The 23412-nt window shown below is 42.1% G+C and carries 15 protein-coding genes, 1 tRNA gene and 1 pseudogene; 7 read left to right on the top strand and 10 right to left on the bottom strand.

What is annotated here, in order from left to right; all coding sequences use genetic code 11:
- Positions 1–32: 32 nt before the first annotated feature.
- A complete protein-coding gene (locus tag RB622_RS16580) occupies positions 33–1364 on the bottom strand; it encodes an MATE family efflux transporter (RefSeq protein WP_308047693.1) in 1332 nt (443 codons plus the stop codon).
- A gap of 1620 nt (positions 1365–2984) precedes the next feature.
- Here RB622_RS16580 and RB622_RS16575 point away from each other — a divergent pair.
- The 3 genes from RB622_RS16575 (at position 2985) to RB622_RS16565 (ending at position 7151) form a co-directional block, all read left to right on the top strand.
- The gene (locus RB622_RS16575; protein WP_308047692.1) at positions 2985–4220 is read left to right on the top strand and encodes a Pycsar system effector family protein; all 1236 of its coding nucleotides are present in this window, start codon (positions 2985–2987) and stop codon (positions 4218–4220) included.
- A gap of 12 nt (positions 4221–4232) precedes the next feature.
- Positions 4233–6257 carry a polyphosphate kinase 1 gene (gene ppk1, locus RB622_RS16570; protein ID WP_308047691.1) on the top strand — a complete coding sequence of 675 codons (2025 nt, stop codon included), beginning with the start codon at positions 4233–4235 and terminating at the stop codon, positions 6255–6257.
- A gap of 84 nt (positions 6258–6341) precedes the next feature.
- Entirely contained in the window at positions 6342–7151 is an 810-nt protein-coding gene (locus RB622_RS16565) for an SdiA-regulated domain-containing protein (RefSeq protein ID WP_308047690.1), read from the top strand.
- A gap of 219 nt (positions 7152–7370) precedes the next feature.
- On the opposite strand, the gene RB622_RS16560 is transcribed toward RB622_RS16565, so the two are convergent.
- The 6 genes and pseudogenes from RB622_RS16560 to RB622_RS16535 all read right to left on the bottom strand — a co-directional run.
- Positions 7371–8786, bottom strand: a complete 1416-nt coding sequence (locus tag RB622_RS16560; RefSeq protein ID WP_308047689.1) for an efflux transporter outer membrane subunit — start codon at positions 8784–8786, stop codon at positions 7371–7373.
- Between the two features lie 12 nt (positions 8787–8798).
- Complete coding sequence (locus tag RB622_RS16555; RefSeq protein WP_308047688.1) at positions 8799–11972, bottom strand: efflux RND transporter permease subunit; 3174 nt, start codon at positions 11970–11972, stop codon at positions 8799–8801.
- A 23-nt stretch (positions 11973–11995) separates the two neighbouring features.
- Entirely contained in the window at positions 11996–13120 is a 1125-nt protein-coding gene (locus RB622_RS16550) for an efflux RND transporter periplasmic adaptor subunit (RefSeq protein WP_308047687.1), read from the bottom strand.
- A gap of 235 nt (positions 13121–13355) precedes the next feature.
- Positions 13356–15728 carry a GAF domain-containing protein gene (locus RB622_RS16545; protein WP_308047686.1) on the bottom strand — a complete coding sequence of 791 codons (2373 nt, stop codon included), beginning with the start codon at positions 15726–15728 and terminating at the stop codon, positions 13356–13358.
- 556 nt (positions 15729–16284) lie between these two features.
- The gene (locus tag RB622_RS16540) at positions 16285–17268 is read right to left on the bottom strand and encodes a lipid A deacylase LpxR family protein (RefSeq protein ID WP_308047685.1); all 984 of its coding nucleotides are present in this window, start codon (positions 17266–17268) and stop codon (positions 16285–16287) included.
- Positions 17269–17862: 594 nt separating this feature from the next.
- A pseudogene (locus tag RB622_RS16535) lies at positions 17863–18450 on the bottom strand (NmrA family NAD(P)-binding protein); the annotation flags it as partial.
- A 117-nt stretch (positions 18451–18567) separates the two neighbouring features.
- Between RB622_RS16535 and RB622_RS16530 the strand changes: the two are divergent.
- Positions 18568–18903, top strand: coding sequence for a DUF1508 domain-containing protein (locus RB622_RS16530; RefSeq protein WP_308047684.1), 336 nt, complete (start codon positions 18568–18570; stop codon positions 18901–18903).
- A gap of 318 nt (positions 18904–19221) precedes the next feature.
- A tRNA-Ser gene (locus RB622_RS16525) sits at positions 19222–19308 on the top strand.
- Between the two features lie 101 nt (positions 19309–19409).
- Here RB622_RS16525 and RB622_RS16520 read toward each other — a convergent pair.
- The 3 genes from RB622_RS16520 to RB622_RS16510 all read right to left on the bottom strand — a co-directional run bounded on the left by RB622_RS16520 (position 19410) and on the right by RB622_RS16510 (position 20534).
- Positions 19410–19805 (bottom strand): S24 family peptidase, encoded by a 396-nt coding sequence (locus RB622_RS16520; RefSeq protein WP_308047683.1) that lies wholly within the window; start codon positions 19803–19805, stop codon positions 19410–19412.
- Positions 19806–19938: 133 nt separating this feature from the next.
- Positions 19939–20151: a hypothetical protein gene (locus RB622_RS16515; protein ID WP_308047682.1), complete on the bottom strand. Its 213-nt coding sequence runs from the start codon at positions 20149–20151 to the stop codon at positions 19939–19941.
- Between the two features lie 86 nt (positions 20152–20237).
- A complete protein-coding gene (locus RB622_RS16510) occupies positions 20238–20534 on the bottom strand; it encodes a helix-turn-helix domain-containing protein (protein ID WP_308047681.1) in 297 nt (98 codons plus the stop codon).
- 449 nt (positions 20535–20983) lie between these two features.
- Here RB622_RS16510 and RB622_RS16505 point away from each other — a divergent pair, with 449 nt between their 5' ends.
- Together RB622_RS16505 and RB622_RS16500 are read left to right on the top strand one after the other, a co-directional pair.
- Entirely contained in the window at positions 20984–21466 is a 483-nt protein-coding gene (locus RB622_RS16505; protein ID WP_308047680.1) for a hypothetical protein, read from the top strand.
- 928 nt (positions 21467–22394) lie between these two features.
- Positions 22395–23234 (top strand): SH3 domain-containing protein, encoded by an 840-nt coding sequence (locus tag RB622_RS16500; RefSeq protein ID WP_308047679.1) that lies wholly within the window; start codon positions 22395–22397, stop codon positions 23232–23234.
- The last annotated feature ends 178 nt before the right edge of the window (positions 23235–23412 follow it).

Genomic DNA, 23412 nt, shown 5'->3' with positions numbered 1-23412 from the left:
ACCAATCGATCACCCTTGTTTGAATGTGAAAATCATGACTGGTTATTTCTTTTGGACATTTTTAAAAACCGATTTATCAAAAAGACAGAAGCCAGCGTAAGTCCGATAATAAGGCCGAGCCAAATACCCGAAGGACCCATTTCGAAATGGAAGGAAAGTATATATCCGGTTGGCAAGCCGATCACCCAGTAGGCAATCGCAATCAGCATGGTAGGTGCTTTGACGTCTTTGATTCCTCGAAGGAGCCCGGCACTTATTGCCTGTGTACTGTCTGAAATCTGGAAAACTGCCGCGAAAAGTAAAAGTAAACCAGCCATTTCAAGTACCTGAGAATCATCGTTAAATGCTTTCGGCAGTTGGTGGCGGAATACTGCGAAACCAATTGCACAGAAAATTCCGTAGATCAAAGCGGTGATCATGGTGCTTTTGCCAATGGTTGAAATTTTTGGCCAGTTTGATTGCCCGAACGCGTTACTTACCCGAATAGATCCTGCCTGGGCAAGTCCCATAGAAACCATGAAAGTAAAGGAAGCGCAGCTTAATGCAATCTGGTGTGCAGCCTGCGCCACCGCCCCGATTGTTCCGATAATGATACCGGAAACGGCAAAAGCGCCTGCTTCCATGCCTATCTGGAGGCTGCTTGGAATGCCGATATGCAGCAGTTCTCCCAGCGTTTTGGTACGCAGTTTCCACTGATTTTTACTTACTGCGATATATTTGCTGAACGTTTTATGCTTTAAAATCGTAATCGCCAGTGCGATGAAAATAAGTGAACGGGTAATCAGGGTTGCCCAGCCTGCACCGATTAATTCCAGTCGCGGAAATCCCCAGTTGCCGTAAATCAGCAGCCAGTTTAGCAGAATATTGATCGGCATCCCGGCAAGCGAGAGTATCATCGCCGTTTTGGTGAATTCCAGTCCATCGGTAAACTGTTTCAGCGTCATGAAAAGCAGCATCGGAATGATGGACAATCCCATAAGCTGCATAAACGGAAGGGCAAGCGTCACCACCTCGGGGTCCTGACCCAAATGGAAAAGAATGTTTTTCCCGAACACCAAAGTCAGGGATATGATAACAGCGGTGAGTGCGCACAGGCAAAATCCATTGAACAAATAATGGGAAACCAGCTGTCCGTCACGTTTGCCATGCGCGAGAGAAACCATCTGCGAAACTGAAATTGTCATGCCGATCCCAATCACAAACGGTATGTTCATTGTGTTGACAACCAGCGCCGCAGCAGCCAATTGTTTGTAACTTATAGCGCCCACCATTGCGGTGTCAATCAGGTGTAGTGCCATTTGGGCAAGTTCCCCTATGATGATGGGTAATGCCAGTCGTATTGTTTTTGAAGCTTCACTTTTCATAGCTATTGCAATCCACTCATAAAAGGTACAAAGTTATGGAAGTTTGAAGTAAGCCCGGCAGGGAATTATAAAGTAATTAAAATATAATACTATGGGTTACAATACAGAAAATTGCGCAGTTTTTCACATGAAAGAATGTTGTACTGGAGTCCTGGATTTAGACAATTTCTTCTACCAGTTTCTGATGAATTGCGGTGGATTTATTCTTTGTGATAAAACATAAAAAATGTAATTATCCCGGTAAACGGGCGGAAGATATCCGTGGATGCCGGGATATTATTTTCGTTTGTAATCGTAATCCGGAGCCAATCGCTAAAATGATGCCCAGCCCGGATATGTGAAGTTAAATCCACAGAGTGTTGCGGTTATCTTTCTGATAATTAGTGTATTCTATTGTTTCTGGTCGCCTGCGTTTAAATGTAACCATGGTACGGTTATTTAAATACAAGCGTAAACCAGATTAAGAACTTAACTATACATCGTTATGGGCAGATACTTAAGTATTCTGACGTGATAGGACCTTATTTTTTTATGGTTCTTGTCGTTTTTACAGTTGTTTGCGCCGTTTGGCTAATTTCGGAATTAAAGAAAAGCACGATAGCCAAGCATGAATGGTTTGTAAAACGTAACGAACGTGACTTCAAAAAGATAGTAATCCATTAGTGATTTTATAGAAATTTTTGAAAATTGGGAAGCGAATTTCAGAAAATAGCAGTAAGAAATCTTTTTTTAATCTTTTATATTAAGTTCATATACTATTAGTTACAAATCCAATAAATTTACCGATTGTCATTCGATAACTTTTTTGAAAAATTTATTAAACGGTTTGGGAAAGATCATAAAAAAACATCCCGTAGGTATAACCTGGGGATGTCTGATTTTACTCAACGTTATGAGAACCATTTAACTGGTTTTCAGACACAAAGCTAATATATTTTTGGAGAATCACCAGTTTTTTTTGTAGAAACAGGTGAAGAAAAAGCGCCCAAATAAATTCAAAAAAATTAAAGCTTCGAAAATTTATATTCTTCTCACTAAACTTTTAGTTTTCTATTAAGGGCCTGTTTTTCTTTTTTTATATTTTCAATTAATAAATCATACCGCATTTTAGCCTGTTTTTATTGACCTTTAACATGTTTATGGGCAGATCTCGTTGCCTGATCCTGTGTTTTTCCAATTCAAGGAAACATTAAATTATTCAAAATATCAGGCAAAGCTTTCAAAGCATGACTATTGTAAAAATTACAAGCCAAAACGTTACATTTTTTTAATTTTCACATGCTGTATGGTAAGTATTTTATCGTATCTCATCATCGAGATTGCGCCGGAAGACTTGCGTTGTATACACAAATGTGAAATTTCGTAGCATCATCGCTAGTCGGCAGCATTGTGGTTGATGGTATTCTTAAATTTTCAACCTAAATACAATTGATTGACAAGGATAAACTGTATTTTAGTAACATGTTCGGATGAAATTCAGAGGGGAATTACCATGGAGAGGCTGGACCGTTGTGCCTGTATGGACTTAATCGTTTGACAAATAATTGGAGCCTTATACTTTTCCGCGATGGTGCACAAGAACAATGATGGGCAATAACTTGTAAATCAAATTCTCCGGACATGAATTATTCTTTATTATTAGAACAGACAGAGGCTTTTATAAGGTCAGCAGATCGCGGAAAGCACTTTGAAGAACGCCCTTTTCATAACCTCAAACATACTGAGCAGGTCGTTGCCAACGCTTCTGTCATGGCCTGGTACTATAGATTAGAACGCAAGAATTTTTTTACCGTCGTGGCTGCCGCCTGGTTCCATGACTACGGATATTTTTCGGGCGCGGCGGCGAACCACGAAGAAAGAGGCGCTGAAGTTTCTGCTGGGTTTCTGAGGGGTTTAAAAGTGGATGAGGATACCATTACGGCGATAGCGCGTTGCATATTGGCTACCCGGATGCCGCAAACACCTGGAAACTTAATGGAAGAGATTCTTTGCGATGCCGATCTTTATCATTTGGGAACGGATGATTTTTCGGAATTTAATAAATTGCTTCGGAAAGAGCGAGAAGAGATGCTGGGCATTAAAATTGATAAAAATGAGTGGTGTTTGAAGAACATTGCATTTCTTGAATCGCATCATTATCACACGCACTATTGCCGGGATTTACTGGAAGGGAAAAAGCAGGAAAACCTCGAAAAATTAAAGAAAAAAGCAAAAAAGGAGGAATTGGCTTTGTTCAATGTGGAGGCAATGAGCCCCGGGCCAGAATCGGGCCCGAAAGCTCAGACAGCAATGGAAGAACCGAAGATTAAAAAGCCAAAGGATGACAGGCCTGATAAAGGGATTGAGACCATGTTCAGGATAAGTTCGGGAAACCACCAGCGGCTGAGTGATATGGCGGACAACAAAGCTAATATTATGATAACAACTAATTCGATTATCATATCCGTTTTGCTCAGTATCTTGCTTCGTAAGCTCGAAGATGATTCGCATCTGATCATTCCCACGTTAATACTGCTGACGGTTTGCGTCACCACCATGGTTTTCTCGATTCTGGCAACGCGGCCTTCAGTTCCGAATGGTACTTTTACAAGACAGGACCTGGATGACAAAAAGGTTAACCTGCTTTTCTTTGGTAATTTTTACCGGATGAATTTCGAAGATTATGCCTCCGGAATGCAGGAAATGATGAATGACAGAGATTTTTTATATGGAAGTTTAACAAAGGATGTGTACGCTCAGGGCGTTGTGCTGGGAAAAAAATACCGGCTTTTGCGTACCGGTTATAACGTGTTCATGTTTGGTATTGTCTCGGCCGTAATTGCTTTTGTCGTCAGCTCCATGTTTTTTAGGTCTTAACCATATCTCCCAATGCGTGTTTATTTCTTTGCCGACCGGGATATCAGCTGGCTGTCTTTCAACGAACGGGTTTTGGAAGAGGCCGGAAAGGACTCCGTGCCGTTAAGTGAACGAATTAAATTTCTATCCATATATTCTTCAAATCTGGACGAGTTTTACCGGGTCAGGATGCCAGCGTTGCTGGCTTTGAAAAAAATAGATAAGGAGAAAACCGGGCCTACGGTTTATCGTGAAGCGGTTGAAATTATCAATCGTCAGCAGGAAGCATTCGGTACTATTTTTAATAAGGCGGTTTTGCCAGGATTAACGAGGTATTGTTTTAAACTTATCTACAATGACAGCATTCCTGAAAAATTAAAAGCGGAGACAAACTATTACTTTTTTACACAGGTTGCCGGTTTTTTGCAACCCATTTTGATCAAGGCCAATACGGATTTTTTCCTGGAAAATAACCAGCTTTACCAGGCGGTTGTAATCCGGTACGCTTCCAGCGAGGAACAATTGTTTCTGGTCAATATCCCCACCAATAATGTACCCCGATTTTTTAAGATCAAGCAGGATGACGGGGATTATATCGTGTTTCTGGAAGACATTATTCGTCAGAATTTACATCATTTGTTTCCATCGGCCACTATTGTTGGCGCTTACAATATTAAAATTACGCGGGATGCAGAGCTTGACCTCCGGGATGAGTACGGAGATCAGGCAAAAAAGATAGCCAAACAGCTTCGCAAAAGAGATTTCGGTTTTGCAACGCGGTTTTTGTATGAACCTGGCATGCCGCTCCGGCATTTGCAGGAGATGATTCAGATTTTTAGCCTTCAGAAAGCTTCGGTGGTGGAGGGTGGAAAACACCATAATCTGAAAGATCTGGCGGAGCTGCCTGTTTCCAATGCGGCACTTGCTTATGAGCCCTGGCCGGCGGTACAAAGTGTAAAAGCTTCCGAAATGCCGGAGACATTGTTCAAAGCCGTTGAGGAGGAAGACAGAATTATTCATGCGCCCTATCAATCGTATGACACGATTATCCGGTTTTTTAATGAAGCGGCTATTGACAGTTCCGTGGAGCGAATTTACACGACGATGTACCGGGTCGCGAGTGATTCCAGGATTGGTTATGCGCTGATAAGCGCTGCCAAAAATGGTAAAAAGGTATCCGTTTTGGTTGAACTTAAAGCCCGTTTTGACGAAGCCAATAACATCCGCTGGGCACAAAAAATGAAAGCGGCGGGTGTTAAAATTATTTATAGCAGCAACCTACTGAAAGTCCATGCCAAAATTGCTTTGGTAAAACGGAAAAACCAGCGTGCCCCTTATCTGGGGCTTCTTGCGACGGGTAATCTGAACGAGAGTACGGCGCGTTTTTATACGGATCATATTTTACTGACAGCTTATCAGCCTATGCTGGCGGAAATGGAAGGTCTTTTTGATTTCCTGAGAAAGCGAAAAGGCAGGGCTGTTCAGCAGATTCATTTTCAGCATTTACTGGTCGCACAGTTCAATTTGCAAACACGGTTTTTGGAAATGATTGACCGTGAAATGGAAAACGCCAGGGCAGGTCTTCCTGCTTCGATCACGATTAAAATGAATAATCTGGAAGAGAAAGTGCTGATTACTAAATTGTATGACGCGTCAAATGCAGGCGTGAAGATCAATTTGATTGTGCGTAGCATTTGCAGGCTCGTACCAGGAGTTCAGGGGCAAAGTGAGCATATTACCGTCAAAAGAATCGTAGACCGATATCTGGAACACGGCCGTATTTTCATTTTTCATAATAATGGAAAAGATGATGTATACATGGGTTCGGCCGACTGGATGAGCCGGAATATCTACCGGAGAATTGAAGTTTGTTTCCCGATTTACAATGAACAGATCCGTAAACAGATGCTCAGTTTGCTCGCATTGCAGTGGAACGATACCGTCCAGGCTGTGCGTATTGATGAAAAATTAAACAATATCTCACTGAGGAATGACGAAGCGGGACAGATTCGGTCGCAGGAAGCAATTTATAAGCTTTTGTCGCAGCAGAATATTTGAAACAGACAGACTTGTCTTTATATTTAGATTTTTAAAATTATGATCGGCCAAAAAATAAACTTGCTCGTTTTTTTAATCACCTTCATGCTTTTAGGTATGGGCTGCAATTCAGCTGGTGAACAAAATGTGCTTACAAAAGAATACGATTTGACCAAACCTGAGGTCTTTAACATGCCCGAAACGTTGAAGGAGATTTCAGGAGTAACTTTTAACAAAGGGAAAAGCGATGTCTTTTATGCTGTGCAGGATGAAGAAGGAAAGGTGTTTCATTTGACCTGGAAAAGTCAGGCGCATAAGTACACGGCGTTCGCAGGAAAAGGAGATTTCGAAGACATAGCCATCTTGAAAGATCAGGTTGTCGTTTTAAAAAGTAACGGTAGTCTGTTTTCGTTTCCTTTCACGGAAACGCAGCTAACACAAACTACGAAAACAAAAGAACATAGGGGCTTGCTGCCGAAGGGCGAGTATGAGGGAATGTTTGGCGATGAGGCTTCGGGTAAAATTTACGTTTTATGCAAAAACTGCGCTGGGGACATTCCTGATAAAAGCGTTTCCGGCTATGTCCTGGATCTGGGAAGTTCCATTCAGAAATCAGGTGGTTTTGTTTTAAATGTAGATGCGATAAAAGCGATTGCAGGTAAAATGAAAAAAAGATTTCAACCTTCTGCACTGGCAAAAAATCCGGTCACGGGTGATTGGTTTATCCTTTCAAGCATGAACAAATTGATCGTTGTTACGGATAAAAACTGGAAACCCAAGCAGTTTTATCCGCTTGCTGGCAATAATTTCAAGCAGCCGGAAGGCATAGCATTCGATAAACTTGGAAACCTGTTTATTTCTAATGAGGGGGACGAAACGACGAGTGGAAATATCCTGAAATTTAAGAGGTTGTAAAGTAAGAATGTAATATTGTTTCCCGGGTTTGTTTAAACGCAGCGGTATAGGGAGTTGGGGAGGGAGTTTGATGGAGTTGTTTTGTTTGGTAAAACGGCGAGAAAGACTTTCTAAACTAGGTTTTTGTACAAGACAAGAGGTGGATAACGAAAAACGAGGGCTCGGGAGGTAAACTCCACGGCTCTCGTTTTATTTTTAATGCTTCATTTTATTTTTGTCTCACTTCCATCCTCCGCCAAGTGACCGGTATAAGTCGACATTGGCGGCGAGTTGCGCACGTTTGATGGCGACGAGTTCCAGTTCACTTTGAAGGACATTGCTTTGCGCGGTGATCACTTCAAGGTAGTTGGCCAGACCGCTTTGGAAAAGCAAATTGGCATTGGAAATCGCTTGTTCCAGTGTTTTTACGCGGGTCGCTGCGATGGCTTGCTGTTCTTTCAACTTCTCTATTTTTACCAAAGCATCCGAAACTTCACCGACGGCATACAACACGGATTGTCTGAATTCGAGGACGGTTCTTTCGCGTTCCACTTTAGAAACCTCATATTGTGTTTTCAGCTGGTTGCGCTGGAACAACGGTTGCGTTAAGCCTCCTGCGGCTGCTCCGAAAAGAGAGGCCGGGATGTTAAACCAGTTTGAGGCTTTAAAAGAATTAATACCGCCGGAGGCCGTGATCGTCAGGGCCGGATACATATTCGCTTTGGCAATACCTACATTCGCGTTGGCTACATCGAGTGCCAGTTCGGATCTACGGATATCAGGTCTCCGGTTTAATATACCCATTGGGACGCCACTCGCTAATGTTTCAGGGAATTTTACCTGATCAATCTGGAGGTTTCGTTCGGTTCTGCCCGGCAGCTCACCCGCAAGAATGCTCAAGGCATTTTCCTGCAAAGTGATATTTTGCTGCAACTCAGGAATCAGTTTGGCAGCATTCAGTCTTTGCGCTTCTGCCTGTTGAATAGCCAGCGACGTCACCTGTCCGGAACTAAACTGCAAACCGAAAATCCTCAACGTACTGTCATTTAACGCCAGGTTTTTTTCAGCGATTGAAAGCTGTGCATCCAACATCAGCAGGTTGTAAAAGCCCTGGGAAACAGCTGCGACAAGGTTCGTCCGGATCGCGTTTTTCGCTTCGATCGTTTGAAGGTATTCAGCCAGGGCGCGACCATTTCTGTTGCGGATTTTGCCCCAGATATCGGCTTCCCAGGATAAACCCACACTGGTTGTGAAATCTTCAATATGGGTTGTTTTCAAAAACGAGCTGGCACTTAATCCATTCAAACTATTATCCGAAGGGCGGTTTGAACCGGCGCTGATCTGCAGGCGTGCGTCGGGTAGATAAGCCCATCTGGTTTGCTTGAACAACAACTGAGACGCCTCAATATTTTTAAGCGCAACCTGCATGTCATAGTTTTTCGCTATGGCACTGTCCAGCAATTTTTGCAGGGAAGCGTCTGTGAAAAAACTGTCGAGGGGCAAGTCAGCAATACTGACTGTGTCCGTTGTGGCAGCGGCATTCCTGAAAGTTTCAGGTAAAGCCGCTTTTGGCGTTTCTACGTTTTTCGAGATCTTACAAGCGGCGAGCGTCGTAAGCAACACGAGAAATGAGATTCTGTTTATGTATTTTTTCATAATGTAATAACTTTAAATTGCCTCTGCCAACTCCACTTCTTCGTGTTTGACAACGGCAACGGGTTTTCCCGTAACCAGTTCCTGGAGATATTGGAACACCACAAACAATACAGGGATAATGAACAAACCAAGGACGACGCCGGTGATCATACCGCCAGCCGCGCCGATACTGATCGAATGATTTCCCTGGGCGGATGGCCCGGCGGCAGTCATCATAGGAATAAGACCTACCACGAAAGCAAGAGAAGTCATGATAATCGGACGGAGACGAAGTTTGGCGGCTTCAAGCGAAGCGTGTAACAATGCCTTTCCGGCCTTTCTTCTTTGTACGGCATACTCCACAATCAGGATCGCATTTTTTGCCAGCAGACCGATCAACATGATCAGCGCCACCTGTACGTAAATATTGTTTTCAATACCGGTTACTCCGATGGCGGCAAATACGCCGAATATTCCGGTCGGGATTGAAAGAATAACGGCGAACGGAAGAATATAACTTTCATACTGCGCCGCAAGAAGGAAATATACGAAGACCAGACACAGTGCGAAAATAACCGCAGATTGCCCTCCTGACGAAATTTCTTCTTTTGTTATCCCAGAGAATTCATATTTAAAACCAGAAGGCAGATTTTTTGCCGCCACTTCTTCCACCGCTTTAATGGCATCTCCCGAGCTGAATCCCGGTTTGGCAATGGCATTGATCCCAATGGAGTTGAACAGGTTATAGCGGGAAGCATTTTCAGGGCCAAATACACGTTTCAGTTTAACCAACGTATTAATCGGCACCATGTCGCCCAAACGATTTTTTACCAGAACACCATCCATGGACGAAGGATCCGTGCGGTCGGCAATATCAGCTTGAACCATCACCCGGTAGTATTTACCAAAACGGTTAAAATCTGAGGCCTGCGCGCTACCAAAATAGGCCTGCATCGTTTGCAGAATATCTTTTACGTTGACGCTCAGCTGCTCAGCCTTCACTTCATCCACTTCCATTTCAAGCTGAGGATAATCCGCGCGGAATGCTGTGAATGCTACGGCGATCTCAGGGCGTTTCATCAGCTCTCCGATAAAGCCATTGGCCACGCCGCTGAACTTATCCAGTTTACCTCCGTTTCTATCCTGCAATACAAAATCCAGACCGTCAATATTACTGAAACCGGGTACGGTAGGGAAGGTGAAGACAAAGAAATTGGCGCCTTTAATTGCTCCCAGCTTTTGTCTGATCTCATTCATGATTGCATTGATATCCTTAACCGCACCTCTTTCCGGGGCAGGTTTTAAATTAACAAACATAACGGCTGACGAAGGGCTGGAAGATTGTGTCAGAATATTAAATCCGGAAAGTCCGTCCAACGCTCTTTGCGACTCCATTGTCCCTAAAACCGCTTCGGCCTTGTGAAGAACTTCCGTTGTGCGTTCCAGGGAAGCGCCCACCGGCATTGATAGTGATATTGCTATAAATCCTTGATCCTCAGAAGGTATGAATCCAGTTTTAGTTTTAGAAACCATATAACCAGTTGCAATCGTAACCAAAACCAAAGCACCAAGACTTAACCAGCGATAGCGAATAAGGAACCGAAGGCTGTTAACATATCGGTTGGTCAGCTTATCGAAAGATGCGTTGAAACCCATGAAGAATTTCTCCTTGAAGCTTTTCTTTACGTAAACACCATCTTTGTCGTGCTTATGTTCTTTCAGGAAAATCGCGCACAAAGCAGGACTTAATGTCAGCGCGTTAACGGCCGAGATTACAATGGCTATTGCGAGTGTGAACGCAAACTGGCGATAGAATACACCCGTAGAGCCTTCCAGGAAACCAACCGGTAGAAATACGGCCGACATAATCAGGGTAATGGAAATAATCGCACCGGTAATTTCGCTCATGGCAGATACCGTGGCAGCCTTGGGGGGCAATCCTTTTTTCTCCATTTTTAAATGCACGGCCTCGACGACGACGATGGCATCATCGACGACAATTCCGATGGCTAATACCAAAGCGAAAAGGGTCAACAGGTTGATAGAGAAGCCAAACAGGGACATGAAAAAGAATGTTCCAAGAATAGCAACCGGTACGGCAATGGCCGGAATAAGTGTTGAGCGGAAATCCTGAAGAAAAATATAAACCACGATGAAAACCAGGATAAAAGCTTCCAGCAAGGTATGCTGCACTTGCTCGATTGACTGGTCCAGAGAATCTTTGGTGTTATAAATAGTCACATATTTGATGCCTTTTGGAAAATCCTTTTCGGCTTTTTTCATCAGATCCAGAATCGCAATCTGGATTTCACTCGCATTGGAACCGGCCAGCTGCATGGTGGCTATGTTCACACCTGGCTTGCCATCGATGCGTGTAAAGTTTCCATAGGTATAAGAACCGAACTCTACTTTTGCCACATCTTTCAGTCTCAAGATTGAACCGTCGGCATTCGAGCGGATAATGATATTTTCATATTCCTCCGGTTTGTTCAGCTTTCCCTTGTATTTGATCACGTATTCAAAAGATTCCTGGCTGTTTTCACCGAATTTTCCGGGTGCGGCTTCCAGGTTTTTGTCACGGATGGCGGCAATCACTTCGTTCGGAGTAAGATTATAGGTGGCCAACTGACTTGGTTTAAGCCATACGCGCATCGAATAGTCTTTGTTGCCTCCAAATATTGTCGACTGCCCAACACCTTTAATCCTTTTGATTTCAGGAATGATATTGATCTGAGCATAGTTGGCCAGGAAAGTCTGGTCGTAAGTTGCGTTTTCCGAATAAAGGGCTGTCACCATCAGCATACTGTTTTGCTGTTTGGCCGTTGTTACACCCGCCTGAACCACCTCTGCCGGTAATTGACTTGTTGCCTGTGATACACGGTTTTGAACGTTAACCGCCGCCTGATCCGGGTTTGTACCCAATTTAAAATAAACGGTAATGACCAAGGATCCGTCATTGCTGGCCGTTGAGTTCATGTAGCTCATGTTTTCAACCCCGTTAATGGACTCTTCCAGCGATGGGGCCACGGAGCGTAATACCGTTTCTGCGTTTGCGCCAGGGTAGTTGGCAATCACCTGAACAGCGGGCGGCGCAATGTCCGGAAATTGCTGCAAGGGTAATGTGGTTAGTCCCAGCACCCCGAGTATCACCAGTAAGATGGAGATAACGGTGGCTAAAACAGGTCTGTCTATGAATTTCTTAAACATAAAGATTCATTTTAGGTGTACTATTAGTTTTGGGCAATCACCGGTTTTGCCTTTTCAGGTGTGATTACGGCGCCCTCCTGTAAAAGATCGAGTCCGGTGAAAACGATTCTGTCGCCCGCTTTCACGCCGTCTTTGATCAGGTAATTATTTCCGCTTTTTCCGATGATGGTGATCGGCAGTTTTTTTACTTTGTTGCCTTCCGCTACTGTATATACGAAGACTTTGTCCTGTACTTCAATGGTAGCGGATTGCGGCACCAGAATGGCCGAATCATGCTGAAGGCTTAACCGCACTTTCCCGGTATTTCCCGAGCGAAGCAGTCCCTGTGCGTTGGCAAAAGTGGCTCTCAAAGTAATGGCGCCTGTGTTTTTATCAAACTGCCCGTCGATCATATCGATCTTGCCCTGTTTAGGATAAATAGTCTGATCTGCAAGCAAAAGCGATATCGGTTCAAGCTTTTTCAGTTTATCGTTCAGCGTTGCACCGTCATATTGCGCTTTGAATTTGATAAAGTCAGATTCACCCAGTGCGAAGTAAACGTGTACTTCCTGCACGTCCGAAAGCTGGGTCAACGCCTCTACGTCAGTGCGGGAAACAAGGCTTCCCTTTTTCTTCGGCAACCTTCCGATGTATCCGTTTACGGGTGCTTTAATCGTGGTATATCCAAAATTGATCTGGGCTGTTCCAACCATGGCTTTCGCTTGCTCTGCATTGGCAATGGCTACGCTGTTGGCTGCTTTGGCCGCTTTTAGCTGAAAATCAGAGATTACTTTGTTCGCCACAAGCGGTGTCAGCTTATCAATTTCCAATTGTGTATTCACAATCGACGCTTGGGCTGCGCTCAGGCTTGCTTTCGCATTGTTCAGCTGTTCGCGGTAAGGAAGATCGTTGATTTTGAAAAGAGGCTGTCCAGCTTTAACGAATGCTCCTTCGTCAACAAACACCTGATCCAGGTAACCATCTACCTGCGGACGGATTTCCAGATTAACCTTTCCTTCGATCGATGCGGGATATTCCTGATACGTTGTGGCCTGGCCTGATGTAATTTCTACTACGGGTAACGTTGGCGGCGGCGGAGTCGTTGGAGCCTCCTGTTTTTGTGCACATCCATACAATAGGACAGCGATGCCTAAAATTAGATTTTTCATGATGGTGGTATTAATTTAAATAAGAGATGAAAATTTCAAATCCCGGTGTTCTTACTTTTCTTGCGGTGGTAGAGCTATAATGTTTATTTTAGAACGATCGTTCAAAAATTATTCGATTTCTTGAAAAAAAGTTTTAAAAGCGCTCTTTGGGGCCGTGAAAAGTAAGTTTACGGCCAGAAAATGGGGTTTTTAATGGATTGTTTTGTTTTTGTAATGCAACTCGATAGCTGATTTTTTACAGATAGTTTACACCGATTCTGATCGCTTTTAATCCGGCGACTCCCTGTAATTCTTCCAGTTCAAGATATTCCAGGTCATGGTTCAGAAAACCCATTTCCTGAAGGTCCTGGATATAGTCCTCATATTCCTCCGCTTCACTATCGTTGAAGTACACCAACGCTATTTTTCCGGGCTGTGTAAGGCGTTCTCCGCTTTCCCGGACAAGGGCTTTGTCGATCCGTTTTTTAATAATCTCATAACGGATGTTGTAAGCGCCTTCCACATCAAATCTTCTCTCATCATTTCTGAAATTTATGTTAATAGGATTTGAATGAATAAATATCAGCTGGGTGGTTCTGAGTGGATGCTGCATCTGCGGCAGCAGTTTTTCTGTCAGCCGGGTTATCTCAGCCATCGACATCAACTGCCACAAACGAAGATTTTTTAGATAAATGTTATCAAAAGGCTTGTCCGGTGCCATCGACTGGCCGATGTACATGTCATATTCGATTCCATCCGTTCTGAATTTTTCAAAGTAGAACGGATAGGCCGATTTCAATGCTTTTTGGGCATTTTCAATATAACTTGTTACCGAGGTGTTGATCAGCTGAAGCGAGGATTCCAGTTTTCTTCTGTTCTCAAAAGCCAATCCGGTTGATTCCAGCAATGCCGCAAAGTAAAAGTCCACCACGTCCTTTGTTACAGGATATTCCTCACGGATCCGTATCAAAAACGGATTTACTTCCGCAGCCAGGAAACGGTTTAAAGCCAGTTCATCTTCCGAGGTCAGATAGCCGTTTATTTCGTCTGCCCAGCGGCTGCAAGCGCAAACAAAGGTTTCCATGGTTTCCAGTTCAATCAGGCTTTTGATCGACTGGAAAGTTTCTGTCAACAGTGCAAGCTGCTTTCTGATATCTTCTCTTACGGCTCTGTTTCTTTCAAAAGTCGAATTCCGGATATCGATGGCGCCATACAAAGGATGTACTTTTTCAAAGGTCACCGTTTCTATTTCTGCACCCGTTTCGCTATGCGTACTTTTTTCCAGATAATTCCAGGCTGCCTCGTTAAATTTCCATTGTACCGATGGTTGCAAAGGCGTAAACTTATCCCGGATGATGGTATCGATTTTGGCGTTGAATTCGTCCGTGTTGTATTTCAGCAACTGCGCGATCAATGGCAACGCTGTCTGAAGTCTTGAAAACAGGGCGTCATCAAGTGATACGCCACGTTTCGAAAACACTTCCAGAATACCTGCCATTTTTTTATTATAAAAAACCGGAACCAATGCATAGGAAGAAATACCTTCCGTATCCAAAAGTTTCCCCAGCGGCTTATCCGAAAGATGTCCGTTTGTAATATTGTTGTACACAACCGTTTGCGGGTTGGTATAATACTGATTCACGAGTGTATTAAAGGCTTCCTCCGTCAGACCAAACTTTTTGACGGCTTCTATCATCATGCTTTGTGAACATTCTGTGCCCGCAAAAACGTACTTTCCGTTAATCTGATAGGAGGGGATCAGCCCGAAATCAATGGCGTCATCACCTGCCAGGGTTTTAAGTGCCTGAATAATAGCCTGATTTCCTTCGGTTTCGTAGGAATGATTTACCAGCGCTTCTTTAATAATTTCTGTCGCTCTTTCAATGGTTACATCCAGCAGGGTAATAACGGAAAAGCCTTCAAAGCGAAAACGGTTTAGAGGCAGTATATTTTCCAGCTCCGTTGTGTCCGCACCCTGCTGAAGGTATGGCTCAATCATTTTATAATCCAACACGGGAAGTTTGCCTTTAAGCAAAATGTCAATAAAACGGGTATCCGTATTGATATGATAAAACTTCGGCAGATTGGTTACTGCGTCGGTATACTGGTACAAAATCTCGTTTTTAATCAGCGACGGAATATTGTATAATCGTTCGAGGACGAGCCGGTACATAAACTGGATCTGTTGCTTTTTATAATCCTGCACAGGACTGAGATTAAGCGCTTGCCCATCCGAGGTCTGTTCGGAAAAAAACTGGTAAAATCCATCTGTACTGAAAAATATCTTATCCGGAATGGGGGTACTTAATGCCCAGAAATGCTCTTTTTCACTGGTCGCCAAAGGTGTCAGGATCATGTAAACAAGCTCCATCAATTCTTTGTATCTGACCGAATCCCTGGCCAGTACAGCCGATCCGTTGCCTTTCATTTCATTTTCAAACTTCTCAATCACAAACCGGTAAAACTCTGATTTAACAGCCGGTTCGTCTTTAAGCATGTTTTTTAAATGTGTTACGAAAGGTTTGAACGACAATGTTGAATCCATCAGGACAGCTTTGAAATCATTGTTTTTGATTTCGAGAGATCCTTTTAAAGGTTTCGGGGCGATATTTGATTTGGCCAGGTACATTTCCTCAGACTTAAATTTTAACCGGGTTGATTAAAAATTCCGCGTGACCGATGCCGACGGTTTTATTAAATGAATGGCTCCTCTTTTTCATCTTGTCGGGTATAGTTAATATCAATAATTGGTTTGTTAATGGGTTGTGAAATTGCTGCCTATTTTACAGGCATCTGCCTGGATTCTTTTGTTAAATATTTGCGGTTACGGTAACCGCAGCAAATGTCTGAATCAATTTAATCTGTCCTGTATTTATGGCCTTCGATGTATTCATTTTCTTAGATTCATCCCGGAATACGTTCTGGTCGTATAAAGTCTATAAGCGATATTATTGAATGATCGTTCCAGATGTGGTGAATAATCTTAAATTTTTGCTATTTTTCTTTAAATAGTTTAATAAATAATAAAATTATAAAAAGTTTATTGAGTCTAAAATACCAGGGTGAAATTTTGTGACCAATAGTTTCATTTGTGTTTACTATCGATTATATATATACGTTTTCGGCATATTTGGTTTAAAAATTAAATTTTTTCTATCCTAAGTACTAATTTTTAATTTCAACAACTACCAGCTGAAATAAAGAGAGAGATTGCCAACGTTATGGTTGTACAATCCTTTGTTGTAAGCGGTTGAAGGCTTCTGCGTATATGAAATGCTGAAATTGCCGATCGTGATCACGGTTCCGAAATTCATTTCACCCCAAAAATGATTGATTCCCGGACAAGAAGGTGGTGTATCCGTGCTTTCTGCCTGGGTTGTTCCCGGGATATCTCCGTGCATCAATGCATTGTTGGCGAGAAATGTCAGTTTCGGTTTGACAACAAAGTAAAATTGAAATTTGGCATTGTACTGACTCATAAAACCATTGAAATAGGGGTTCATTTTACCGATCCGGAGTAGGGGATAGATCGTAACCGCATTAATCAGGGTCCCGGTTGCTATTTGCGCACCACCGATAATTTCGACAAAGTTTTTAATAGCCGTCAGCTGTTTTTCGGCGGTAAAATTGATATTTAGTAACACCTTCGTATTAAATTGATTTTGCCAGCCCATCGGTTTTTCGTCCTTAATAACGCGATGAATCCACATCTGTGTTTGTCGCGCGAAGGATGCCGGGCCGCGGACGCCGGCGAGTATTTCAGTCTGGAAACTGATTTTTTTTATTTTGTTATACGAATAAAGTGAATGGGTCAGAAATAGTGCGCCGGAGTAGGCATAGTCATCGGACTGGTATTGCTGTTCTGCGAGATTATCAGGCGTTACCATCATTTGCATCACAGACCATCCATAAATATCAATGCTTTCGTCGCCTGCTTTGAGCATATAATGATCAACAAGACGGGAAGTTTTTTTGCGCTGATAGAAAAAATCCAGACGGACGCCATTGGTGTAAGCTTTGTCGGTTCCGTCGCCGCGGATGTTGAGAAAATCGTTATCCTCGTAAAACCGAAAAAGTCTGGTTGGCGCTGGTGCTTGCGCCATCGTCAAATCTGCATTTGCAAGGGTGAGCAGGAATGAAAAAAACAATGGGGGTAGATTTTTTTTCATAACCGGAAGATTAAAAGTTGTTACATGATTTCAGAGCGCTGGATGATGGAAACAAACGGAGAATCGGTTCTACAAGTTTAAAGTCGCTGTTTTCAGAGTTCTTTTATAAGTTTCCGGGCAATGTTTTTTTTTAAGCGTTGTCAATATGAAATTTGATATTAAAAATAACGAAAATAAATGTCTTGATGAAGGATTATGTCGTATAAATAACAGCAGTGTGGCGTTGATTTATAGTGCGTTGCGTGGTGCTTTGCTGCATTTTATTGCGAACATGCAAAAAAGCTTTTTCCGTTCTAAGAGCATGGTTTTTCAAAGTGGGAATTATGTTTTTTTGATAAAATCAAGTCGAAATTGGACTATGTTCACCCGGTTTGTAGAATACATACTACGGTAAAATCGAAAACATTCTTACTTGGTTCTGGGTTCGCCTTAGTAATTTTGGGGATTGTTATATGCAATTATGAATTGATATATACAATTTTCTAATCCCGATCTTTCGGGTTGGTAATATAAAAACGTTGAGTGTAATACATAAGACCTGCTTTGATTTCGAAGCAGGTCTTATCTTTTGGACCCTTTTGTATTTTCAGATCGTTATGCCGAAAAAAGAAAAGCGTAATCTTTTGCGAAGCGCTCAAAGTTAATGGGTGTTTTTCCTGTGACTTCGGTAACGCCGGTATGAACGGCCGCCGCTTCTCCCAATTTGTAATGCGCATAATCTTCGATAAGACCTTCTGCCTGCCAGTGTGGAAATCCCACTTGCAAAAGAGCTTCCCGAAACAGGTCCGGCGTGATATCGATAAACTGAATATGGTGATTGGTTGCAGTTGAAAGTTTTTCAGCAAGCTGTTGGTGGGTCAGCGATTCCGGGCCCGTCAGGTTATATGTTTTTCCTTCATGTTCTGGCTGCGTTAAGGCCTCACCGGCTGCTGCGGCAATGTCACGTATATCGATCAGACTGATTTTTGCATCGCCAACTGCCCCATAAAACTGTCCTTCCTGCATGATCGTTTCACGGAATCCAAGGAGTCCCTGCATGAATAGATTGGGACGCAGGAACGTGTATGGAATTCCGGATGCCCGGATCAGATTTTCAACGACGGCATGATAACGGAGAAAGCGAACCGGCGAATCGACAGCAGCTGCCCACTGCGAAAGTTTAACGATGTGTTTTAAGCCTGTATGTGTTGCTGCGTTTTTTACGGTTCAAAAAAGTGATTCACAACATCCTCAATTGGGAAAATGAGTTTTGATTCCATCATTTAAATATGGTTATTGGACAAATACTTACCAATTCGGATGATGGCAATTTTTCAGGTCTTTAAAAGCAGCAACAAAAACCAGTATTACTATTTACTAAAGGCGACCGGGAATTCTCAGCTTATTCTATCCTGCGAGGGTTTTGCCTCAAAACAAAGTTGTCTGGACGGAATAAAATTTATCATCACAAACGCAGCGGATGAGCACACTTTTGTGCGTAGCGATAGCTATTTACGTTATACTTTCGAGGCGAAAGATTCCGAAGGAAATGTGATTGCCAGGAGTGAAAATTATACTTCAATAGGTCCCCGGGAACAGGTGATGGATTTGATTAAAACAGATGCACCGTTGGCTTTAATTCAGGATCTGACCTGATTTAAGGAGCCAGACTTATAAAATCTTCCGCGGCATGATTTTTAACTAGGCAGCGGCATACGTATTTTATATACATTGATTTTGCCCATTTGTTTGCTGTAAATGATGCAGGGCTGTTGGGGAACACATACCGGATTTTATTAGCTGCTTATTTTGGCAAGTCCGAAAGCCCGTTATTTAAGGAGCATAATTGTTGCAGACATTAAAGGCATGATAATCAGACATACATCTTATTTTGGTAAAAATAATGTTGGAGAATGTGTTATTTGATTTGCTTATACAGTGTTTAAAGCTATCTTTGCACCCACATTGACAAATAGAGAGGTGTCCGAGTGGTTGAAGGAGCACGCCTGGAAAGTGTGTATGCGGGTAACTGTATCGAGAGTTCGAATCTCTTCCTCTCTGCAAAAGGTGCTGTAAATCAGATAGTTGTGAAAATTACACACTTTTTTACACACAATTAATAGCCCTGAGCATTTAATGCTCAGGGCTATTTTGCTATTATCTCAAAGAGTTCTTGATACTGAGGTAACTTCGTAAATAGCTGAAATGTCGCTAAATTCTATTTCAAAATCAGGGTACAAATCTTTATCTGAGTTCAATGAGGTGCAAAAGACGGAATGTTCTTCGATTCGAGTAACTTCTTTGATAATCAATCCCCATCGGGTTTGAAATACGTAGATCCGGTTTTTGTTTGCGGGCTGATTTGCTGAAGTGCTATCCTGCGCGATTTTTGCAACGTTGAGAAAATCTCCGTTTCGGATACTTCCTTTCAGGCCACTATCCATGCTATCTCCGATCATTTTAAATAGTCGAATCTCCTCTACGAAGCCAGGGTTTACCGTTAAATCGGTTTTTTGCGAACTGATCTCTTTCTCTTTGGGATTGCCATTTACTTGCATAATTTTGTACTGTTTAAATTAAGAAATTGATTTAACTGGCCCGGTTTGCCTTGTCCTCGAAAACTTCGGCATTCCGGGTTTATCTTTATAAATAAAGTTGGGAATTCCCCAACCATTTAGGGCGCAGAAAAAATTATTCAGGCGTGAACGTGACGATTGTGCGAACTTCAAGTGTCCCAAATTCCGCAAGTATCGCTTTCATCCGCTTTTCTGAAATACCTTTCTCGTAGGTATAGTCCATCCAGGCTGTCTTGAGCCTTCCCTTTTTTTGGTCTGCAGGTAATTGCTTGTAGACATTGTCCATCCACCATTTAAAGGCTTCGTTGACTGTTGCAAATGTTTTCATGCACAAATATACTAATAGTTGGGAAAACTCCAACTATTTATTTAAAGGTTTTTTTATTAAATTCCGATTAGGTAATACTCGTATATTCAATATCTATATTTCACCACACCTAAACGGGCCTCGACATCCTCGTCGAACTGATCTACTCTATATCGGACCCTACCGTTCTCACCGGGTTCTTTTATATGTCTGAGCCATCCTTCTTTTCTCCACCTTGCGACTGTCTGTCGATCCACCTTGAATCTTTCTCCGGCCTCTTTTTCGTCAAGCCAGGCATTGTGTTGAAGTAATCCAATTAGTTTGCTGTTTTGATCTTTTAAGACTCTCAGCAATTCGAGCTGACTCTCGGGTAACGAGATTCTTATAGTGGTTGAGGTATCCATAGCTCATTGTTTATAACGGTTATTACTCTTATGCTTCGGATGAGAAAATTTCAACTGTTTATTTAACGTTTTTCACCCTCTTTAAATTTAGGTTTAGTAAGGAAGTAGGTAAGATTGTCCGGTCCAGCTTGCACCCGACGCCCGGCGCAGATCTGCGGACAAGTACCTAGAAGTTGTGTTGGTTGAGATTTACAGGTCGAGATTAGCAGTATAGGGAAAATCGAGGGCTTTGGCACCTGCTTAAAAAGTATTAAGTAGATGTTACTTACATTTTAGTAATAATTAACTTATATTAGTGTAAAGTAATTTAAAGTATTATAATGAATCGTTTTGTATTACATTTGCGTTCTTAATATAGGGAGATGAGGAAAACGCTTATCAGTCGACCTTTATCTACTAGTAAGAACGTTGTGTTGTAGACTAGAAATATTAACCTGGCAGACGCAAATATGAATGCACTACAAGAAAAACCTACCGAAAAGCAAATCAAGAGCGATGAATGGTTCAATGAATTTATCTGGTCATTGAGAGCCGATCAGGCGCAGTTGGCTGCGGGGGGTGCTTCAAAAGAAAAACAAGATATGTACCACAGTTTAATGGATAGCAATATAACTGACATGGTTGACGTGAATGTTAGGTCTGCGAAAAAACATTACATATCTAGCATGCTCATAGATTATCTTAATGAGTTGAAGCGCTTTGAAGAGTCCCCTTTCACTAAATTGGCTGCCAGTTTTAACAATTCAGAATTGTTAATTTGGGCAGAGATTAAGGAAGATGAGTGGGATATCGAAAAGAGTTTAATCATGGCAGAAGCTAAGATTAACGCTACGTATCATGAAAAAGGATTCGATATGACTACCACAATAGTTGAAGACTGCGACCAGCTTTGTGTTCCAAGCCATTATATTATGTTGTACGGAAATAAGTAATACAGATTTGGCACTCCCTGAAGATCACGTAACCCAAGCGAAACGAAACTTTAAGTTCTTAGAATCAATAAATGCTAGCCCTGCGGACTGTTTAGATTGGCAGGTAACGGTATGTTTCTATACAGCACTACATCTTATTAATGCGCACCTTGCAAATTTTGGCATGAAGTATTATACGCATCATGAGGCTAATAGTGCAATTAATCCTTATAATATCGCATCCCCCACAAAAATAACAGAGGACGCGTACGCAGCCTATAAATCTTTATCTAACCTATCCCGAAGATCGCGATATTTAGTAACAATAAAGGGCGATAGAATCGATGACTCTGCGCCTGCTGCTATGACGAACGTAAGCCATCAAGCAAAAGCATTCAGACATCTACATGAGGTTATTAAATTTTACTCAGACAAGTATAAAACTGATTTAGGGGTAATTAATATCGCATGTCAGAATCTGAACCGGGGTGAAAACTTAAAATGCTACGAAATTAAATAGTAATAGGGGCTTCGGCCCCTATTTTTTTTGTGCACAATATTGAAGCAATTGCCTCATTCTGGCTTTTTGATAGGTATTAACTTTCCAACTTAAATAAATTAGTCATGGAAACTGCAGTGCCGGGAAGCTTTGAGATTACGCTACCAAAAGAACAAATTGACTTAATAAAATCAGTCATCGATACGGTTGCGAGGGTTCATGATATGTTCAAAAAAAACAGTATGGATAGATACAAGGGAAGCTACTGAACGATTTAAAGTCGGTCAAGAGATTAGAAGGCCAATTTTTAGGTAAAACACTTGTCCCACATAAGTAAATACGTCTTGGTGTGTCGGTTTTCAGGAAGCGTCTCTTTTAGGATTTGGTAATTTGATATTGGGGTGATATATTGTTCCACACTTACCCTCAATACTATCCTACCTTAAAAATATGAAGATTCACTACATCGCCCTGTTTTGCTCTTTGTTTGCCTGGTCCTGTGCAAGCAACAGTAACCAAGAATCACCGGCCGAAGCTACACCGGTAGAGGCTGAACAGCCTAAGGAAGAGTTGTTCGGCATTAAAAAGGATGAGCTTTTTCTGCGTAAAGAACCCAGCCTGAAAGGACAAAAAATAGTTAATCAGAAGGCCACTGAGGCGCTTCGTGAGACTCACTACATTTCAGTTGATAAGTCAGTAAAGGTTAAAATTTTAGAGAAAGAGAAAGGGTGGGTAAAGATACAGGTTATGGAACCGGACTGGCTCCAGTATACCCACATAGGTTGGATTGAGGATAAATATCTTGGAAGCTTTGATGAAATTAATCCTAAGCGCAGCGCGCCGGTAAAACTTTCTGCATTTGCTAATATAGAACCATTGCGCCAAAGTTTGTCTGGAAATGGTATTGGACAGTTGCATCCTTGGAAGCACGTCGACGGCGGAGACTGGCAATCAATTACGGATTATTTTGAAATCGGTCGAGAAGCAAACCAATATGGGCTCCGCAATAATTTGGCGTACTACCTGAGTAGTCCAGAAGAGGGATTTATTGAAACACTCCAATTGGTTCTAAATGTAAATGAGCCAAGAGAAAGAGAGTTTGCCCATGAAAAATTAAAGGAGACGATTCGTAAAACTTTTAAATCGTTAGCTGAACCTATTCCCGCAGGGCTACTAAAAGCTGTAGACAGAGAAGTTCACTTTACTAGTAAAGATGAGAAGATGATTGTCACTATGAAACCGGAAAAGAGCAGGATTATGACCTTAATTCTCGAAGTCAAAACGAAATAGCTGAAATCTGAGAAACTGTGCCAAAACAGTATTGAGTCAGCAAATTAATCCTTTTGTCGGGGAGTGTAATCTAAACTCTGTCTGGTCGTCAAAGTTGATTCAAATTTAATTTTTCTTTTCGATTTCAAATGTTTTTTTTGCTTGCTATTGAGTTTGTCAAGGGCGGCTGAGGCACGAA

It is taken from the genome of Dyadobacter sp. LHD-138 (assembly GCF_030929615.1).
In the GTDB taxonomy this organism is placed as follows: domain Bacteria; phylum Bacteroidota; class Bacteroidia; order Cytophagales; family Spirosomataceae; genus Dyadobacter.
The sequence above is the reverse complement of the archived record's forward strand: the minus strand, read 5'-3'. Positions and strand labels throughout refer to the sequence as shown.

Coding starts and splice junctions, on each gene's coding strand:
- RB622_RS16530 (WP_308047684.1), top strand. CDS start 18,568: ATGATGGCAATTTTTCAGGTCTTTAAAAGCAGCAACAAAAACCAGTAT.
- ppk1 (WP_308047691.1), top strand. CDS start 4,233: ATGCGTGTTTATTTCTTTGCCGACCGGGATATCAGCTGGCTGTCTTTC.
- RB622_RS16505 (WP_308047680.1), top strand. CDS start 20,984: ATGAATGCACTACAAGAAAAACCTACCGAAAAGCAAATCAAGAGCGAT.
- RB622_RS16520 (WP_308047683.1), bottom strand. CDS start 19,805: ATGCAAGTAAATGGCAATCCCAAAGAGAAAGAGATCAGTTCGCAAAAA.
- RB622_RS16500 (WP_308047679.1), top strand. CDS start 22,395: ATGAAGATTCACTACATCGCCCTGTTTTGCTCTTTGTTTGCCTGGTCC.
- RB622_RS16555 (WP_308047688.1), bottom strand. CDS start 11,972: ATGTTTAAGAAATTCATAGACAGACCTGTTTTAGCCACCGTTATCTCC.
- RB622_RS16545 (WP_308047686.1), bottom strand. CDS start 15,728: ATGTACCTGGCCAAATCAAATATCGCCCCGAAACCTTTAAAAGGATCT.
- RB622_RS16550 (WP_308047687.1), bottom strand. CDS start 13,120: ATGAAAAATCTAATTTTAGGCATCGCTGTCCTATTGTATGGATGTGCA.
- RB622_RS16515 (WP_308047682.1), bottom strand. CDS start 20,151: ATGAAAACATTTGCAACAGTCAACGAAGCCTTTAAATGGTGGATGGAC.
- RB622_RS16575 (WP_308047692.1), top strand. CDS start 2,985: ATGAATTATTCTTTATTATTAGAACAGACAGAGGCTTTTATAAGGTCA.
- RB622_RS16540 (WP_308047685.1), bottom strand. CDS start 17,268: ATGAAAAAAAATCTACCCCCATTGTTTTTTTCATTCCTGCTCACCCTT.
- RB622_RS16565 (WP_308047690.1), top strand. CDS start 6,342: ATGCTTTTAGGTATGGGCTGCAATTCAGCTGGTGAACAAAATGTGCTT.
- RB622_RS16580 (WP_308047693.1), bottom strand. CDS start 1,364: ATGAAAAGTGAAGCTTCAAAAACAATACGACTGGCATTACCCATCATC.
- RB622_RS16510 (WP_308047681.1), bottom strand. CDS start 20,534: ATGGATACCTCAACCACTATAAGAATCTCGTTACCCGAGAGTCAGCTC.
- RB622_RS16560 (WP_308047689.1), bottom strand. CDS start 8,786: ATGAAAAAATACATAAACAGAATCTCATTTCTCGTGTTGCTTACGACG.